Consider the following 16,623-nt stretch of genomic DNA (forward strand, 5'->3'; position numbering starts at 1 on the left):
ATGGGTGGCTTATAGGCGGTTAAACGCGCCAGTCAAGCCACCCACACCTGATAAAACCGTTTATAAACAGTGCGTTACAAAAACGGTATTATTTTACCCCATTAAAGTGCGTAAAGCGAACCGAATTTTTGCTGCAAATACGCAATCAGGGGGCCTTCGGTCGGTACGCCGCCACACGCACGGGCGATCAGGTCGGTCGGCGCGAACAGGCCGCCGTGCTGTTGCACATGGGTGCGCAGCCACGCCGTCGCGGGGCTGGGGTCGCCATTGGCCAGTGCATCGTCCAGATTGAGGATGTCGGCACGCAGGGCTGCGTGCAGGCAACCTGCGTAAACATTCCCCAAGGCGTAGGTCGGGAAATAGCCGAACAAGCCAGCGGGCCAGTGCACGTCTTGCAGCACACCTTGCGAGGGCCGCGTGACAGTCAGCCCGAAATCGGCCGCGAAACGGTCATTCCACGCCCCTTCCAGATCGGCGACAGCCAAGTCGCCTGCAATCAGCGCCCGCTCCAGATCAAACCGCATCATGATGTGCAGGTTGTAATGCACCTCGTCCGCCTCGGTTCGGATATAGCCCGGGGCGACACGGTTGACGGTGCGGACGAAATCGCCTTCGGAAACGCCGAAATCGCCAAAGGTGTCGCGCATGCGCCCGAACAGCCAGCTACAGAACGCGGGGCTGCGCGCCAGCTGGTTTTCGTAAATCCGGCTTTGGCTTTCATGCACCCCCATCGACACGCCATTACCCAGCGGCGTCAGCGCAAAATCGGGGCGGATGTTTTGTTCGTAGGTCGCGTGCCCGACCTCGTGAATGGTCGAGAACAGGCAGTTGAATGGATCAGCCGCGTCTGTGCGCGTGGTGATGCGGACATCGGCCCCCGACCCCGACGAAAACGGATGGACTGCTTTGTCGATCCGCCCGCGGTTCAAGTCGTAGCCGAAAGCCACGGCAAGTTCGGTCGACAGCGACATTTGCAACGCCGGATCGAAATCGCCCTGAACTTCGGCCACGGCGGGCTTTTCGGCAATCGCCGCGCGCAGCGCGACAAGGCTGGGGCGCATAGCATCGAAAATGCCCGCGATTTGCGCCGACGGCATATCAGGCTCGTAGCCATCCAGCAGCGCGTCATAGGCCGAACCGCCTTGTGCCAGCGCCTGCCCCTGTTCAGCTTGCAGCGCGATAACCTGCTGCAGCGTCGGCAGGAATCCGGCCAGATCCTCGGCCTTGCGGGCGGCGATCCAGCGGTGCTGCGAGATCGCGTTGACGCGTGCGATTTCTGCAGCCAGATCGGCGGGAATGCGTGTTGCGCGGTCATAGCTACGCTGTGCCTGCGCCACCATGGCGCGCTGCACATCGTCTTGCGGGACAGCGGCCGCCAGCAGCTCGGCGAAGGCAGGCGCGGTGCGGCGCGCGTGGATCACCTCTTCCAACGCGCCGATTTCCTCGGCGCGTTGTTCGGCGGCCCCTTCGGGCATGACCGTTTCCTGATCCCAGCCAAGGCGGCCAACAATCTGCGACAGCGCCTCGGTGCGGCGCAGATAGGCGTGCAATGCGTCATACCCCATGGCTTAGCCTCGCAGACTGTCGGCGACGGGATACCGCGCCAGATAGCGCAGGTTGATCGCGGCCATCCACAGGCCCACTGCGCCGAACTGGTGCAGAATCGCCAGTTCCAACGGCGAGGCGTGAACGACCGTGATGATGCCCAGCGCGACCTGCACCAACATCACCGCCAGCACGATATTCGCGGCAAAGCGGGTACGGCTGAAGGGCGAACGGCGGGTTTTCCACCAGACAAATAGCCCCACCACGAACAGCAGATACGCGACCGAGCGGTGGACGAACTGCACCGTCCCCTCGTTTTCAAAGAAATTCCGCCAGCCGGGGATCAGCGAGAACGGCTCGGGCGGGAAGAAGCTGTCACCCATCAGCGGCCAAGTCGGGAAAGACCGGCCCGCATCGATACCCGCTACCAGCGCGCCCAGCAGAATTTGCAGCAGCGTCAGCGCCACCAACACCGTCGCGATGGTAAACAGCGGGCGTTCCTGCGCGCGCCCCGCGACACGCAAATCCGACCCCGTGCGCGCCAGCAGCAGGAAGAACCACCACATTACGCCGAGCGTCAGGAAGGCCAGCCCCAAGTGCGTCGCCAGACGATAGCTGGCCACCGCGACCATGCCGTCTTGCAGGCCCGAATGAACCATCCACCAGCCGACAGCACCTTGAATACCAATCAAAACGCCAACGCTGAACAGACGCCCCGTCCAACCCGGCGGGATGCGTTTTGCGACCCAGAAACCAATAAAGCCCAGCGCCCACACCAGCCCCAAAGCGCGGCCCAGTTGGCGGTGGCTCCATTCCCACCAAAAGATAAATTTGAAGCTATCGACAGTCATATCCGCGTTCAGCAGGTGGAACTGCGGAATTTGCTGATACTTTGCAAACTCAGCCTCCCACGCGGCCTGTGTCATCGGGGGCAGCGCGCCAGAAAGGGGGCGCCATTCGGTGATCGACAGGCCCGAATCCGTCAGACGGGTCAGACCGCCGATGACGATCATGGCCATGACCATGAAGAACATAAGTGTCAGCCAAATGCGGATAGCCTGACGCGCGGGCTTGCGGCCGCCGTCAATACCGCCGGGTGCAGGGGCAGTCTTTGCCCCCTCGCCGACATCCTCAAAAAGCTTGCGGGGTTGCGTTGCCATCGTTTCCTCCAGCTTAGCCGCGCGGGCGCAATAATTGGCGTAGCATGCCATGCAACGTAGCCACATCGGCACGTGTGAAGGGCATACGACTCCAAAGGTTGCGCAGGTTCAGTTTCATGCTCGCCGCCTTGTGGTCGGGGAAGAAGAAACCAGCTTGATCCAGTTCTTGCTCGAAATGCGTAGCAAGGGCTTCGACATCGCCGGTGGTCGCCCATTCGGCGCCGGCCATCTCGATCCGCTCGGCCGCAACGGCCTCGGTCGCGCGGCGCCACTCATAGGCGCTCAGCAGCACGCATTGCGCCAGATTGAGCGAGGGAAAATCGGGGTTCACCGGCACCGTGATAATCACGTTCGCGCGGGCGATGTCGTCGTTTTCCATGCCGGCACGCTCGGGGCCGAACATGATGGCGACTTTCTCGCCCCGCGCGGTGCGGGCGGCGGCGTCGGCCAAGGCGGCCTCGGGCGACATGACGGGTTTCGTCAGGCCGCGCGGGCGCGCGGTGGTGGCGTACACAAATGTGCAGTCCGCCAGCGCATCGGCGGTCGTGTCGTACAGCTGCGCCTCGTCCAGCAGGCGCCCCGCGCCCGATGCCATGGCAACCGCCTTTTCATTCGGCCAGCCATCGCGCGGCGCGATGACACGCATCCGGTCGAGGCCGAAATTCCACATCGCCCGCGCGGCCGCGCCGATATTCTCGCCCATTTGCGGGCGGATCAAAACAAAGGCGGGTTGAGGCGTTCCAGTGGGCATGCGGGCGTCCAAGCGTTGTTTTGCGAAGCCCTTAGCCCCCCCGTCCCCACAAGACAAGCGCAACCACTGGCCGTGCGCCCCGTTCCGCGCTATAGCCTGCAGCAACTTAAGTTGATGAGACCCGCCATGACCGATACCGCTGATGATCTGCCGCAGATCTACCTGATCTCGCCGCCGGCCTTTGACCTTGATGTGTTCCCCGCCCTGCTGGCCGGTTGCCTTGATCGGGTCGAAACCGCCTGCGTGCGCCTTGCCCTTGCATCGCAAGACGAAGACACGATCCAACGCGCCGCCGACGCGCTGCGGCAAGTGACCCATGATCGCGACATCGCGCTGGTGATCGAAAACCACGCGCTACTGGTCGAACGGCTGGGGCTGGATGGCGTGCACCTGACGGATTCGGCGCGATCTGTTCACAAAATGCGGCGCGATTTGGGCGAAGACGCCATCGTTGGCGCGTTCTGCGGCGCATCGCGCCACGACGGGCTGACTGCAGGCGAGATGGGGGCCGACTATGTCAGCCTCGGGCCGGTGGGCAACAGCCTGCTGGGCACCGGCACCCACGCCACGCTAGAGCTGTTCCAGTGGTGGAGCGAAATGGTCGAGGTTCCGGTTGTCGCCGAAGGCGGCCTGACGCCCGAACTGGTGCGCCAACTGACCCCGCACACAGACTTTTTCGGCATCGGTGCCGAGATCTGGGAAGCCGAAGCCCCGGCAGAAGCCTTGGCCCTACTGGCCGCGGCCCGCAGCTAACGACGATCAGGCCGCGCCGTAAAGATCGGCGGCGCGGCGTTCGAATGCGGCAACGATCTGGCGCATCGCCTCGTGAAAAAACAGGCCAGCCGCGCCTTGCAACAGCTTGTTGCGAAAAGCAAAATCGACATCAAAGCTAACCTCGCATCCCGCATCGGTATCGCGGAACTGCCAGCGGCTTTCCATATGCTCGAACGGCCCGTCGATATAGCTGGTGTCAATGCGCAGATCATCGGGCCACAGCACGACGCGGCTGCCGAACTTTTCGCGGAACAGTTTGAACGAGACGATCAGATCGGCCAGCATCACCTGATGGTCGCCCATATCGTCCACCTTGCGCACGCGCGCGCCTGCGACCCACGGCAAGAACTGGCCATAGGCCGCCACATCGGCAACCAGATCGTAAACCTGACGCCCATTATAGGGCAGCTGGCGCGTTTCGTGGTGGCTGGTCATTTTCTGTCCGACTTACCAATACTTGGTGGATACGCGATCACATCGCAAACCGTCTGGGGCAAAGTGGCCGCAAGTTCAACCCGCAACTTGCCCGCTGACGCGCCCAAAGCCCTTGCCAAACCTGCACCCACGGCGCGATAAGCCCCCTGCCTTAGCCACATCCCCCAAAGGATCGCCCATATGACCGCGCTCAAACCCTATGTCATTGACCAGATGATCTCGGCCAAAGCGATTGCCGCCCGGATCGAGGAACTGGCGCGCACGATTGCAACCGAATTTGCCGACACTGACAAGCTGGTTGTGGTGGGGCTGCTGCGCGGATCGTTTGTTTTCATCGCCGACCTCGTCCGCGAGATTGAACTGCCGATCGAGGTCGATTTCATCGAGGCATCGTCCTATGGCGATGCGATGGAAAGCTCGCGCGAGGTACGTATTCTCAAGGACTTGCGCGGGAAGATTGAGGGCCGTGACGTGCTGCTGGTCGAAGATATTGTCGATACCGGTCACACGCTGCACTATGTCACGCGGATTTTGAACGAACGCGGCCCCCGCCGCCTGCGCACTATCGCGCTGCTCGACAAGCCCTCGCGCCGTGAGGCTGATTTTCACGCCGATTGGATCGGTTTTTCGATCCCCGACGAATTTGTTGTCGGCTACGGGATCGATTTTGCACAACGCAACCGTAATCTGCCCTATATTGGCAAGGTGCGTTTCCTCGAGGAGTGATCCATGGACATGCGATGGCTGATGCGTGCGAAACGCTGGGCGCAAAACCCGCCCAGCGCGAAGCAGGTGCGATTCGTTTTTATCGTAATCGCAATCTGCCTGGCCATCGCGCTGGTGGCGCATGTGTTGGGGGCTGACAGTAAACCCCAATCGATGCGACTACCCCCCATCCGGTAGTCAGCCGACTTTCGGGGCGAACGCCCCGAACGCGTCGCGATAATGCGCGGCCAGCCGCTCCAACGCGATTTTCAGCACGACTTTTCCTGACCGTGCAGCCCATCCGTTGCGGCGCTCGATCACCTCGATCCCTTCAAGATGGCAGCAACATTGCAGCGCCACATCGCCCAGGCCCGGCCCCAGCGCGCGCAGTGCGGCCGTCAAGCGGCGGCGTGCGTCGATGGCCGCAATAGGCCCGCCTGCGGCAAACACACGGCTGTCGGCGGGCCCTGTCAAGAAACGCGCCCAATCCTGCGCGCCGCCGGGGCCCATATTCGCCAGCTCAAAATCTTCACGCAATCTCTCACCTATGCTTATCAAATCTTTGGAAAGATATGGATTTCCGTCATAGTCTTTCCGACGTCCCAGTGCAGCCAGCGGGCTTGCCCCCATGACGCTGCGAAAGTGGCTCAGGCGCGGGGCACCGTCCTCCAGTTCGGGCAAAGGCGCGCGTCCCGCAGCCTTCAACTGCCGCAAATGCGCCTTCCCCGTGGTCGAAATACGATAGCGCGCGACGCGCGCGGCGGGGGCGTCACTGGTAATCCAGTTTTGCAGCACCAACCGTTCAGCCACCGCGCGCGGCACCACGGCAATGCGTGTGGGCGATTGGCCTGCCGCACTCTCGCGCACCAGAATGCCTTTCTCCATCTCGGCGGCCAGCGCCAGCGCCACGCCTGATTCCGCCATACGGTTCAAAATCCGCATGGTTTCAGCATCGTGAAAGCTGCCCTCGGCGGCCGCGGCGCGCGTTTTAGGGGGGGCCGCGCGCGTCTTACGCACCAACCCCGCCGCAACGGCTGCGGGGTCGCGCGCGAGGCTGCGCAGCGCTGTGTCGATCAGCGGGTCGTCGCGCTCCATCTCGACCTTGCGGATCTGACGCAGAATGGTCGAGGGGTGCACCTGCGCCTCGCGGGCGATTTCGCGGATGGGTTTGCCGTCCTCGGTATGTGCCAGATAATGCCGCGCCGCAGTGGGCAGCCACAGAGGCCAGACGGCCTCGTCCTCATGGCCATGCTCTGCGTGGCGTTGCATTTCGATACTGCCCATCGCGTTACCCTTCCGTCCGGCGTTGCGAAACCTGTTCACTGCAGGCCTTCACCACAACCAAGAGGAGAATTGGTTACCTATTGGTTAATAGAAGGCACTGGATCATATAATTATTTCCAAATTCTAAAGACTAGCTACACAATCGGACGTTGCATTGCGCCATCCCGCAACGGCAGCTGCATCATGGCATCTTGGGGGCAACTTGAAACCCGCTATCCCCAGGAATCCCCATGTTAGACACCACACCCGCCCCCCGCCACCCGCTGCTGACACGCGTCGCCGCGCTGCGCCGCCCCGCCCTTTTGGCCAGCGCCGCCCGCTTTGGCCGCGAGGATTACTGCCGCGCAACCCACCTGCCCCGCTTGCTGCACCGCATGACACCGCCACCCCCCGCCGTCGCACTCGCGGCGCTGATCGAGATGGAGGACGCCGCGAATACCGCTCGCCGGCAGGGCGATGCGACCTATGTGATTTCGGCCCATGTTGCCCTTTTGTCGGCGCTGGTGGCCGAGGCAGGTCAACTTACCGCAGATCTACACGCGGCAGCGGCCCAAACAGCCCTTGAAAGGCAACCGGATGCGGCCTAAAGCCAGCCCATGACACATCATGATCGCCTCCTCATCATCGACTTTGGCAGCCAGGTGACGCAGCTGATCGCGCGCCGCCTGCGCGAGTTGAATGTCTACTGCGAAATTCACCCCTACCAGAACGTCACCGACCAGTTCCTGCAGGACTTTGCACCCAAAGCGGTGATCCTGTCGGGCGGGCCCGACAGCGTGACGCGCGACGGTAGCCCCCGCGCGCCGGAAAGCCTCTGGGGCTTTGGCGTGCCTGTGCTGGGCATCTGCTATGGCCAGCAAACCATGATGACCCAGCTGGGCGGCAAGGTTGAACGTGGCCACGGCACCGCCGAATTCGGTCGTGCCTTTGTGACGCCCGCGGCCGACCAGTTGTCGATCCTTGACGGCTGGTTTGCCGACGGCAACGAACAAGTCTGGATGAGCCACGGCGACCACGTCAGCCAGATCGCCCCGGGCTTCAAGGTTTACGGCACATCGCCGAATGCACCCTTCGCCATTACCGGCGATGTCGCGCGCAACTTCTACGCCGTGCAGTTCCACCCCGAGGTGCACCACACCCCCAAGGGCGCAAAGCTGTACGAAAACTTCGTGCGCCTTGCAGGCTTTACCGGCGATTGGACGATGGCCGGCTACCGCGAGCAAGCGATCCAGCAGATCCGCGAACAGGTTGGCGACAAGCAGGTCATCTGCGCGCTTTCGGGCGGCGTCGACAGTTCGGTCACGGCTATTTTGATTAACGAGGCGATCGGCGACCAGCTGACCTGCGTCTTTGTCGACACCGGGCTGCTGCGCAAAAACGAGGCCGAGGAAGTCACGCGGATGTTCCGCGAAAGCTACAACCTCAACCTAATCGCGGCTGACGAAAGCGACCTGTTCCTCGGCGCGCTGGAAGGCGTGACCGACCCCGAGGTGAAGCGTAAAACGATCGGCCGCCTGTTTATCGAGGTCTTCGATAAATACGCCGCGCAAATCGACGGCGCCGAATTCCTCGCCCAAGGCACCCTCTACCCCGACGTGATCGAATCGGTCAGCTTCTCGGGCGGGCCGTCGGTGACGATCAAATCGCACCACAACGTGGGCGGTTTGCCGGAAAAGATGGGCCTGAAACTGGTCGAGCCCCTGCGCGAGCTGTTCAAGGACGAGGTCCGCGCGCTGGGACGCGAGTTGGGCCTGCCCGAGCAGTTCATCCGCCGCCATCCCTTCCCCGGCCCCGGCCTTGCGATTCGCTGCCCCGGCGAAGTGACCCGCGAAAAGCTGGAAATCCTGCGCAATGCCGATGCGGTCTATCTGGACCAAATCCGCAAGCACGGCCTGTACGACGAAATCTGGCAAGCATTCGTTGCGATCCTGCCGGTGCGTACGGTCGGGGTCATGGGCGATGGCCGCACATACGACTACGCCTGCGCGCTGCGCGCGGTGACATCTGTCGACGGCATGACCGCCGACTACTACCCCTACACGCACGAATTCTTGGGCGAGACGGCGACCCGCATCATCAACGAAGTGCAGGGCATCAACCGCGTCACATACGACATCACGTCGAAGCCCCCCGGCACGATCGAGTGGGAATAAACAAAAAGCCGCGCAGGGTCACTCTGCGCGGCTTTTTTTTTGTAATCTACTGCAAGCCTGCCTTCTTAGGGCTGCGGTGGGGTCGGCGTGATACTTTCGGCGGCCTCAACTGCGGGCGGGCGAGTCATCTGTGCAGGCATCACTACCGTGTAAAGCAGCGCAACAGCAACAGCGACCGCGATGGACAGCAGTGCAATCGCCCCCCATCCAGCAGTGCGCGGTGCCGGCGGGCTGTAGGTCGGTTCGGACATCGGCGTCCCCTCTTCCAAATCATGAGCCTTAGTGCCGATTGTCGCGGCCCCGCCCCACACTGTCAATCGACCGATTGTGAACCCCGACAGCGCGATCTGCCGCAACAACCCTTTCGCTAAGCCCCCCGGGCCGTTAGAGAGGGGCAAGCCCGGCATTTGGAGGCCAAGTCATGATGTTCTGGATCGTTGCACTGCTGATGGTGCTGATTGTCACCGCAGGAATGGTCGCGCCCCTGCTGCGCCGTGTCCCGGGCGCAGCCCACAGCGATGCGGAAGACATCACGATCTATCGCCAGCAACTGTCCGAAGTCGACCGCGATCTGGCCCGAGGCACGCTGCTTCCCGAAGAGGCTGAACGCACCCGGACCGAGATTTCTCGCCGTATTCTCGCCGCTGACGTCGCCCGCGCGCGCCCCATCGGCAGCGCCCCGCGCAGTGCAAACGCCATCGCGGCGGTGGCGACGCTTGCCGTGCTGCTGGGTGGCACCGCACTGGTCTATTTCGATATCGGCAGCCCCGACCGTGGCGATCAACCCTTCGCCACGCGCATCAACGCCGCCGAGGATCTGCGCGCGAACTTGCCCAGCCAAGCCACGCTAGAATCTGAGGCCCCCGCATTTGTGGCCCCCGCCGATGCGCCTGCAAACTATGAAACGCTGCAGGCCAACCTGCTGGCCGCCGCGCAAGACAACCCCGATGTTGTCGAAAACTGGCAAATCCTTGCGCTGTTCCAATATCGCTTGGGTGCCTTCGCGCAAGCCGCAGATGCGATGGAAAAAATCATCGAGGTCAAGGGCGGCGATGCGACGCTGGATGACCGTCTGGCGCTGCTGGAAACCATGATTTCTGCAGCCGGCGGCCACGCCTCGGCAGAGGTGCGCGATATGGTCACCAGCATGCTGGCCAGCAACCCTGACCAACCTGGCCCGATTTTCTATCAAGGTCTGGTCGATGTCGATGTTGGCCGCGCGGACCTGACGTTCGCGGCTTGGCGCGCCTATATTGAGGGCAACCCGCTGCCAAGCGCCTACACCGAACAAATGCGCAGCCAGTTGCCCATGGTCGCCGAACTGGCAGGCGTGCGCTACACCCCGCCCGAACTGGTCGCCCCCACAGCCGCCGACATTATGGCCATGTCGCCCGAACAGCAGCGCGTCGCCATTGAAAACATGGTGGATTCGCTGGGGCAGCGCCTTGCTAACGCGGGTGGCCCGCCTGACGAATGGGCACAGCTGGTGCGCGCCTTGCGCACGCTTGGCCGCACGCAGCAAGCAGCGAACATCGTGGCAGAAGCCCGCCGCACGTTCACCGACGACCCCGACGCTGTGGCCATCATTGAAGAGGCGGGCGAAGCTCCGGTTGGCCAGCTGCCGTGATCTGCGACACCGTTGAGGATTTTGCCGCGGCATTGCCCACCACGCGCGCGATCTGCGGGCTCGACTTGGGCACCGTCACGATTGGTGTCGCCGTGTCAGACGGGATGCGGCGCGTTGCCTCTCCGCTCGAGACGATCAAACGCAAGAAGTTTACACTGGATGTGGCGCGGCTGTTGGAAATCGTCGCCGCCCGTAATATCGCCGGAATCGTCTTGGGCTTGCCGCTGAATATGGACGGATCAGAGGGGCCGCGCGCGCAGTCGACCCGCGCCTTCGCCCGCAACCTGTCGCGGCTGACGGACCTGCCCATCACCTATTGGGACGAGCGCCTGTCGACCGTCGCCGCCGAGCGCGCGCTGCTAGAGGCCGACACATCGCGCAAGCGCCGCGACGAGGTGATCGACCACGTCGCCGCAGGGATTATCTTGCAAGGCGCGCTGGACCGGCTGGAATATCTAAGCCGCTAAGCTGATGACGGCGGCCAGCGCCCGTTCGACCGTGGCAACGCCCGCATCATCGCGCGTGCCTTCCTCGGACAGAATCCGCCGCCAGTGACGCGCGCCGGGGCGCCCTGCAAACGCCCCCAGCATATGCCGCGTAATCTGGTGAAGCCGCCCGCCCTGCTGAATGTGATCTTCGATGATGGGGAACATCGCAACGACGGCGTCTTCGGCGGTCGTCGTGGTGCCAGCCCCCCAAATCGTCGCATCGGCCGCACCCAAGATGTCGGCCGGTTCATGGTAAGCGGCGCGGCCGATCATGACACCGTCAAGCCCACGATCCAGTAATTCACGCGCTGCGGCCAGTGATTTAACCCCACCATTCAAGCTGATGTGCAACTGCGGAAACGCCGCTTTCATGGCGAAGACCAGATCATAATCCAACGGCGGCACATCGCGGTTTTCTTTGGGCGACAGCCCCTGCAGCCACGCCTTGCGCGCATGGATAGTGACTCGGCGCACACCGGCGGCAGCGATCTTTTCCAAAAACGCGGGCAAAACCTCCTGCGGATCCTGATCGTCCACCCCGATGCGGCATTTCACCGTTACCTCAACGGGGCTCGCCGCCATCATCTCGGACACGCAGGCCGCGACCAGATCAGGCTGGCGCATCAGCACAGCGCCGAAGCTACCCGACTGCACGCGGTCGGACGGGCAACCGCAGTTCAAATTAATCTCATCATACCCCCACGGGGCCGCGATGCGCACAGCCTCGCGCAGTTGCGCGGGGTCCGAGCCGCCAAGCTGCAGCGCGACAGGGTGTTCAGCCGCGCGAAAATCCAGCAGCCGCGTGCGCATTCCGTGAACAATCGCCGGCGCCGTCACCATCTCGGTATACAGCAACGTGTTTTTGCTGAACTGGCGGTGAAACACACGGCAGGCGCTATCCGTCCAGTCCAGCATCGGCGCGACGGAGAGGCGGCTTTTCTCGGTAACGGTCTGCGGGGCGGTCGGGGACATCGGGGGCTCATCTAACGGGGGTTGGCCGCGCTATAGCGCAAAGGATGCCAGATGACGAGACGCGAAAGGCCCCGCGATGTGCGGGGCCTTTGGGTTTAGTGGCCTGCCTCGGCCCCGTGGTCGGGGGCAGTCGGGAAGAACTTGCGTGCCCATTTACCAAATGTGTCGATAAACGTCAGCACCACGGGCACCACCACCAGCGTAAGAATGGTCGAGGAAATCAGTCCCCCGATCACGGCATGCGCCATGGGTGCGTTCTGCCCCGATCCGCCCTGAATGTTCAGCGCCATTGGCAGCATACCGAAGATCATCGCAAGCGTGGTCATGATGATCGGGCGGAACCGCGTAAAGCCCGCCTCGATCAGCGCATCATACAGGTTCATGCCGCCGCGCACGTGTTGGTTGGCGTTATCGACCAGCAAGATGGCGTTCTTCACCACCAGCCCCATCAACATGATGAACCCGATCGCCGAATAGATATTCAGCGTCGACCCGCCAATCAACAACCCCACAATCACCCCAATCAGCGACAAGGGCAGCGCCATCATGATCGCGAAGGGTTGCAGCAGGCTGCCGAATTGCGACGCCAACACCAGATAGATTGCGATCACGGCCAGCAGCAGCGCCTGCATCGCCGACGATCCGGCATCGCCCAAATCTTCAGCCTCGCCGCCCATCGACGCGCGGTAGCCCGTCGGCAGGTTCAGGCTGTCGATAGCGGCTTGGGTGGCCTGCATAGCGGTGCTGAACCCCTCGCCCGCAAGGTTGGCTTCGACCAGAACCGTGCGCATCTGGTTGTACCGGTTGATTTCCGATGCGCCGAGGGATTCGGTGATGTCGGCCACCTGATCCAGCCGGATCAGCGTGCCGTCGCTACCTGCCCCCACAGGCAGCTTGCCCAGTTCGGCGGGATTCGTCCGCACGGCACGCGGCAGTTGTACATAAACGGCGTAGCTGTTGTCGTCGCTATCGTTCCAGTCCCCGACATCGGCCCCGGCCATCATCGGCTGCAGCGCCGCGCCGATCGACGACATCGAAAGCCCCAAATCACTGGCCGCATCGCGGTTCACCCGCACGCCGATCACCGGCTGCGCAATCGACATGCTTGAGTTTACATCGGCCAGCCCCTCAATCTGCTGCAGCTTGCCTACAAGTTCGCTGCTGATCTGGCCCAGAACATCCAGCGACTCGCCCTGAATGCGCACCTGTATGGGGGCCTGGTTCATGCCCATGCCGCTGGCGGCCATGACTTTCACATCCACCCCCGGCAGCGCGCGCAATGCATCGCGGACGGGCAAGGTGATTTCGGTGGGCGTGATACTGCGTTGGTCTTTGTCGACCATACTGACATTGATCGTCGCTGTCGTGGTACCATCAACCGAACTGCCCGAGGCGACGGTCGCATACGTCCGCTCGATCTGCGGGAAGCTGTGCAGGATGTCGTTCGCCTGACGAATTTTCAGCGCGGTATAATCCAACGACGATCCGGCGGGCGTCTCCAACGTCACCGTGAATTCGCCGTTGTCGCCCGCAGGCGCAAATTCGGCACCCACGCGCGGCAGCAGCGCGAACGACCCAACGAGCGCCAGCAGCGCGAGCAGCAGCGTGGTATAGCGGTGGCGCAGCGCGCCGCGCAGCACGCTACGGTAGCCATGCGACAGCGCCTCGAAAAAGCGGTCAAAATGGTTGATTGTGCGCCAAACTGGGCCTTTTTTGGTGTTTTTATCGGCAGCCGGATCATACCAGATCGACGACAACATCGGGTCGAGTGTAAAGGCCACGAACATCGAAATCATAACCGAAATCGCGACGGTGACGCCGAACTGCAGGAAGAATCGCCCCATGATCCCTTCCATGAAGGCGACGGGCAGAAACACCGCGACGATCGACAGCGTGGTGGCCAGAACCGCCAAGCCGATTTCGTTCGTCCCGTCGAGGGCCGCCTGAATATGCGATTTGCCCATGTGCAGGTGGCGCATGATGTTTTCGCGCACCACGATAGCATCGTCGATCAACAACCCGACCGCCAACGACAGCGCCATCAGCGTCATCACGTTCAGCGTAAAGCCCAGCGCCAGCAGCGCCGTCATCGTCCCGATCAACGAGATCGGCAGCGTCAGCCCCGTAATAACCGTCGATCGCCACGAATTGAGGAATAGGAACACGATCAACGTCGCTAGAACCGCCCCTTCGATAATCATGTCGCGGACAGTGTGGTAGCTTTCTTCGACCGATGTCGAACCGTCGACCACCACCTCGACCCGCACATTGTCGGGCAGGTCACGTTCCATCAACTGGGCGACGGTGTGGCGGATATCCTCGGCGACGCCTACGGTATTGGCGCCCTGCTGCTTCACCACATCAATCGCAAGCGCCGTCTGCCCATCCAGCAGCGCCAACGACGACACCTCGGCCGTGCCCAGATCGACATGGGCCACCTCGCCCAGCCGCACGGGCTGGCCGCCGCGCCGCGCGACGATAATGTCCATAAAGTCCTGTGCGCGCGCGATCTTGCCTTCGATCTGAACCGATTGCACCTCGACGCCATCGTCGAACTCACCCGCCGAAATATCGACGTTCTCGGCGCGGACGGCCGACAGAACCTCGGTCGCGGTGACACCGAAAGCGTTCATCCGGTCGGGGTCGAGCGAGATGTTCACCTGCCGGTCCAGTCCGCCCACCACCGACGCACTACCCACGCCGTTGATCATCGACAAGCGCGGCACGATAGTATCTTCGGCGAGTTGGGTCAGGTCCTCGGGGGCCATGTCATCCGAGCTGATAGCAAGTGAAATCAGTGCCATAGCCGATGGATCGAACCGCAAAATCACCGGATCGTTTGCCGCATCGGGGAAGTTCGCCGAAATCTGGCTAAGCTTTTCGCGCACGTCTTGCACGGCGTCGCTGCTTTGCACATCCAGATTGAAGGTCATAATGACCATCGCGCGCGAGGTTTGCGCGATGGACTCAATCGTGTCGATCCCCGCGATGGTATTCACCGCATCCTCGATCGGCTTGATGAGGTCACTCTCGACCGCTTCGGGTGATGCGCCCTGATAGGTCACCACGGTCGCGACAACAGGGAAGTCGATGTCGGGGAATTGCTCGACCGCCAAGCGGTTGAACGAAAAAGCCCCGAGGACCATGATCCCGATCATCACCATCGCGGCGAAGACGGGCTGATTGACGCTGATGCGTGTCAGAAACATGCTTAATCCTCGACGAAGGTGACAAGGTCGCCCGCGGCCAAGCCCGACAGCGGCAGCGAAATCACACGGTCACCCGCCGCAAGGCCGGTCAACACTTGCACCTGTTCACGCGACCAGTCGGTGTTCAGCGTCACATCGCGACGTTCGACTTTGTCGTCAACGACCACCAGCACGTAGTTCGTGCCCCCCTCGGTCCGGATGGCGCCGACCGGCAGCACCAGCGCATCGGCTTCCTCTTGTGTGACAACCTGACCAATGGCGAACATGCCGCCGCGCAGGAAGCCGTCGGCGTTATCAATCATAATGCTGACCGGAATCGTGCGGCTGCCGGTAGTTGCAACAGGGCTGATACGTTCGACCACCCCTTCGAATGTGCGGCCCGCGATGCCGTCGACGGTGATGGTCGCCTTTTGGCCTACGGCCAGCTGCACGCTATCTGTGACGGCGGCGTTGGCCTGCATTTCCATGCGCGACATATCGACGATGGTCAGCAGCTGGCTGCCAATCGACACGAAGGCCCCAGGGTCTGTATTGCGTTCGGACACGACGCCATCGAACGGCGCGCGCAGGGTCGCTTTCGACAAGCTCAATTCGGCCGAGCGGATCTGGTCTTGCATCGCCGACAGGTTCGCGCGCTGCGCCTCGACGTTGGTGCGCGTCTCGTCCAGCGTGGAGTTGGTCGAAACCCCGCGCCCAACCAGTTCCTGCACGCGCGCCAGTTGCGCCTCGGCCAGTTCCAGTTGCACCCGCGTGGCATCCGCGTTCGAGCGCGCCAGATTAAGCTGCAGCGTCAGCGCCTCGACATTGACCTGCACCAGCACATCACCAGCCTTCACCTGATCGCCAACGCGCACGGAGACGCTTTCGACGACGCCGCTGGCCTCGCTGGAAAAGGCGACGCTATTGGCCGGCGCCACCGCACCCGTAACCTTGACCTGCCGCTGCAACAGCGTGGGTGCCATTACGACATTTTCGGCGGCATTCACCTGCAGGCGGGGGGCATCGGCTGGCACGGCTTGTGTAGCGGCGGCGGCTTGCTGCGCGTCCGCAGCGGCGGTGCGCTGTTGGTAGACAATCGCGCCGCCACCGGCCAACACCACAATGCCCAGAACAATCCATGGCCATTTGCGCCGCTTGGGCGGCAGCCCTTCGCGCGCGCGACGCGCGTTTTCGAATTCGCGCCGCGACATGGCCCATTCGGGCTTGGCCATATCGGCGGCGGGTGTCGGTGTTGTCGCAGGCTTGGCGGACGATTCGGTGCCTTGAGTGTTCGCCATACGTGACCTCTTGTAAAACGTGCGGCTGCGCGGGGCTCGCGCCATCGTGTCGTTTGCATGCATAATTACGGTAAGCGCGCGAAATATCCGAGAGTTATTACGAACACCCTAGTTAAGAGATGCAATAAATCAGGGCTTTGTTGCTGAAATTTCGCAAAAAGTTTTACCTTTTGAAAAAAACCGCCGTTTTTCGTGCAGAAGAGTTGAGAAAACGGCATGCAACGTGCAAGTTTGTCGCACCCA

Annotated in this window: 15 protein-coding genes; 6 read left to right on the plus strand and 9 right to left on the minus strand. The window is 62.3% G+C overall.

Annotated elements, in window-relative coordinates; all coding sequences use genetic code 11:
- Positions 1-101: 101 nt before the first annotated feature.
- From BVG79_RS06975 to BVG79_RS06985, 3 genes are read right to left on the minus strand one after another with little or no spacing between them, the layout of a single operon-like run.
- Positions 102-1,565, minus strand: a complete 1,464-nt coding sequence (locus tag BVG79_RS06975) for a carboxypeptidase M32 (protein WP_085786252.1) — start codon at positions 1,563-1,565, stop codon at positions 102-104.
- Between the two features lie 3 nt (positions 1,566-1,568).
- Positions 1,569-2,705: a heme A synthase gene (ctaA, locus tag BVG79_RS06980; RefSeq protein ID WP_085787302.1), complete on the minus strand. Its 1,137-nt coding sequence runs from the start codon at positions 2,703-2,705 to the stop codon at positions 1,569-1,571.
- 13 nt (positions 2,706-2,718) lie between these two features.
- Complete coding sequence (locus BVG79_RS06985; protein WP_085786253.1) at positions 2,719-3,456, minus strand: RNA methyltransferase; 738 nt, start codon at positions 3,454-3,456, stop codon at positions 2,719-2,721.
- A 126-nt stretch (positions 3,457-3,582) separates the two neighbouring features.
- On the opposite strand from BVG79_RS06985, the gene BVG79_RS06990 reads away from it, so the two are divergent.
- The gene (locus BVG79_RS06990) at positions 3,583-4,209 is read left to right on the plus strand and encodes a thiamine phosphate synthase (protein WP_085786254.1); all 627 of its coding nucleotides are present in this window, start codon (positions 3,583-3,585) and stop codon (positions 4,207-4,209) included.
- Positions 4,210-4,215: 6 nt separating this feature from the next.
- On the opposite strand, the gene BVG79_RS06995 is transcribed toward BVG79_RS06990, so the two are convergent.
- Positions 4,216-4,665, minus strand: coding sequence for a type II toxin-antitoxin system RatA family toxin (locus BVG79_RS06995; protein ID WP_085786255.1), 450 nt, complete (start codon positions 4,663-4,665; stop codon positions 4,216-4,218).
- A 180-nt stretch (positions 4,666-4,845) separates the two neighbouring features.
- On the opposite strand from BVG79_RS06995, the gene hpt reads away from it, so the two are divergent.
- Positions 4,846-5,391, plus strand: a complete 546-nt coding sequence (gene hpt, locus BVG79_RS07000; protein ID WP_085786256.1) for a hypoxanthine phosphoribosyltransferase — start codon at positions 4,846-4,848, stop codon at positions 5,389-5,391.
- A gap of 177 nt (positions 5,392-5,568) precedes the next feature.
- Here the strand turns inward: hpt and BVG79_RS07005 are convergent, their stop codons facing one another.
- Positions 5,569-6,654 (minus strand): DUF6456 domain-containing protein, encoded by a 1,086-nt coding sequence (locus tag BVG79_RS07005; protein ID WP_236951326.1) that lies wholly within the window; start codon positions 6,652-6,654, stop codon positions 5,569-5,571.
- Between the two features lie 230 nt (positions 6,655-6,884).
- On the opposite strand from BVG79_RS07005, the gene BVG79_RS07010 reads away from it, so the two are divergent.
- Together BVG79_RS07010 and guaA are read left to right on the plus strand one after the other, a co-directional pair.
- The gene (locus BVG79_RS07010) at positions 6,885-7,241 is read left to right on the plus strand and encodes a DUF6477 family protein (RefSeq protein WP_085786258.1); all 357 of its coding nucleotides are present in this window, start codon (positions 6,885-6,887) and stop codon (positions 7,239-7,241) included.
- Between the two features lie 9 nt (positions 7,242-7,250).
- Positions 7,251-8,807, plus strand: coding sequence for a glutamine-hydrolyzing GMP synthase (gene guaA, locus BVG79_RS07015; RefSeq protein ID WP_085786259.1), 1,557 nt, complete (start codon positions 7,251-7,253; stop codon positions 8,805-8,807).
- A gap of 65 nt (positions 8,808-8,872) precedes the next feature.
- On the opposite strand, the gene BVG79_RS13535 is transcribed toward guaA, so the two are convergent.
- The gene (locus BVG79_RS13535; RefSeq protein WP_157115648.1) at positions 8,873-9,058 is read right to left on the minus strand and encodes a hypothetical protein; all 186 of its coding nucleotides are present in this window, start codon (positions 9,056-9,058) and stop codon (positions 8,873-8,875) included.
- A 170-nt stretch (positions 9,059-9,228) separates the two neighbouring features.
- Here BVG79_RS13535 and ccmI point away from each other — a divergent pair, with 170 nt between their 5' ends.
- Both ccmI and ruvX read left to right on the plus strand, forming a co-directional pair.
- Entirely contained in the window at positions 9,229-10,434 is a 1,206-nt protein-coding gene (gene ccmI / locus BVG79_RS07025) for a c-type cytochrome biogenesis protein CcmI (RefSeq protein WP_085786261.1), read from the plus strand.
- Positions 10,431-10,901 (plus strand): Holliday junction resolvase RuvX, encoded by a 471-nt coding sequence (gene ruvX, locus BVG79_RS07030; protein WP_085786262.1) that lies wholly within the window; start codon positions 10,431-10,433, stop codon positions 10,899-10,901. The genes ccmI and ruvX overlap by 4 nt, the downstream gene beginning before the upstream one ends.
- Here the strand turns inward: ruvX and dusA are convergent.
- The 3 genes from dusA to BVG79_RS07045 form a co-directional block, all read right to left on the minus strand.
- Positions 10,890-11,894, minus strand: coding sequence for a tRNA dihydrouridine(20/20a) synthase DusA (dusA, locus tag BVG79_RS07035; protein WP_085786263.1), 1,005 nt, complete (start codon positions 11,892-11,894; stop codon positions 10,890-10,892). The genes ruvX and dusA overlap by 12 nt on opposite strands.
- Before the next feature lie 95 nt (positions 11,895-11,989).
- Entirely contained in the window at positions 11,990-15,103 is a 3,114-nt protein-coding gene (locus tag BVG79_RS07040) for an efflux RND transporter permease subunit (RefSeq protein WP_085786264.1), read from the minus strand.
- Between the two features lie 2 nt (positions 15,104-15,105).
- Complete coding sequence (locus tag BVG79_RS07045) at positions 15,106-16,380, minus strand: efflux RND transporter periplasmic adaptor subunit (RefSeq protein ID WP_085786265.1); 1,275 nt, start codon at positions 16,378-16,380, stop codon at positions 15,106-15,108.
- Between the last annotated feature and the right edge of the window lie 243 nt (positions 16,381-16,623).

It is taken from the genome of Ketogulonicigenium robustum, assembly GCF_002117445.1.
Classification (GTDB): Bacteria; Pseudomonadota; Alphaproteobacteria; order Rhodobacterales; family Rhodobacteraceae; genus Ketogulonicigenium; species Ketogulonicigenium robustum.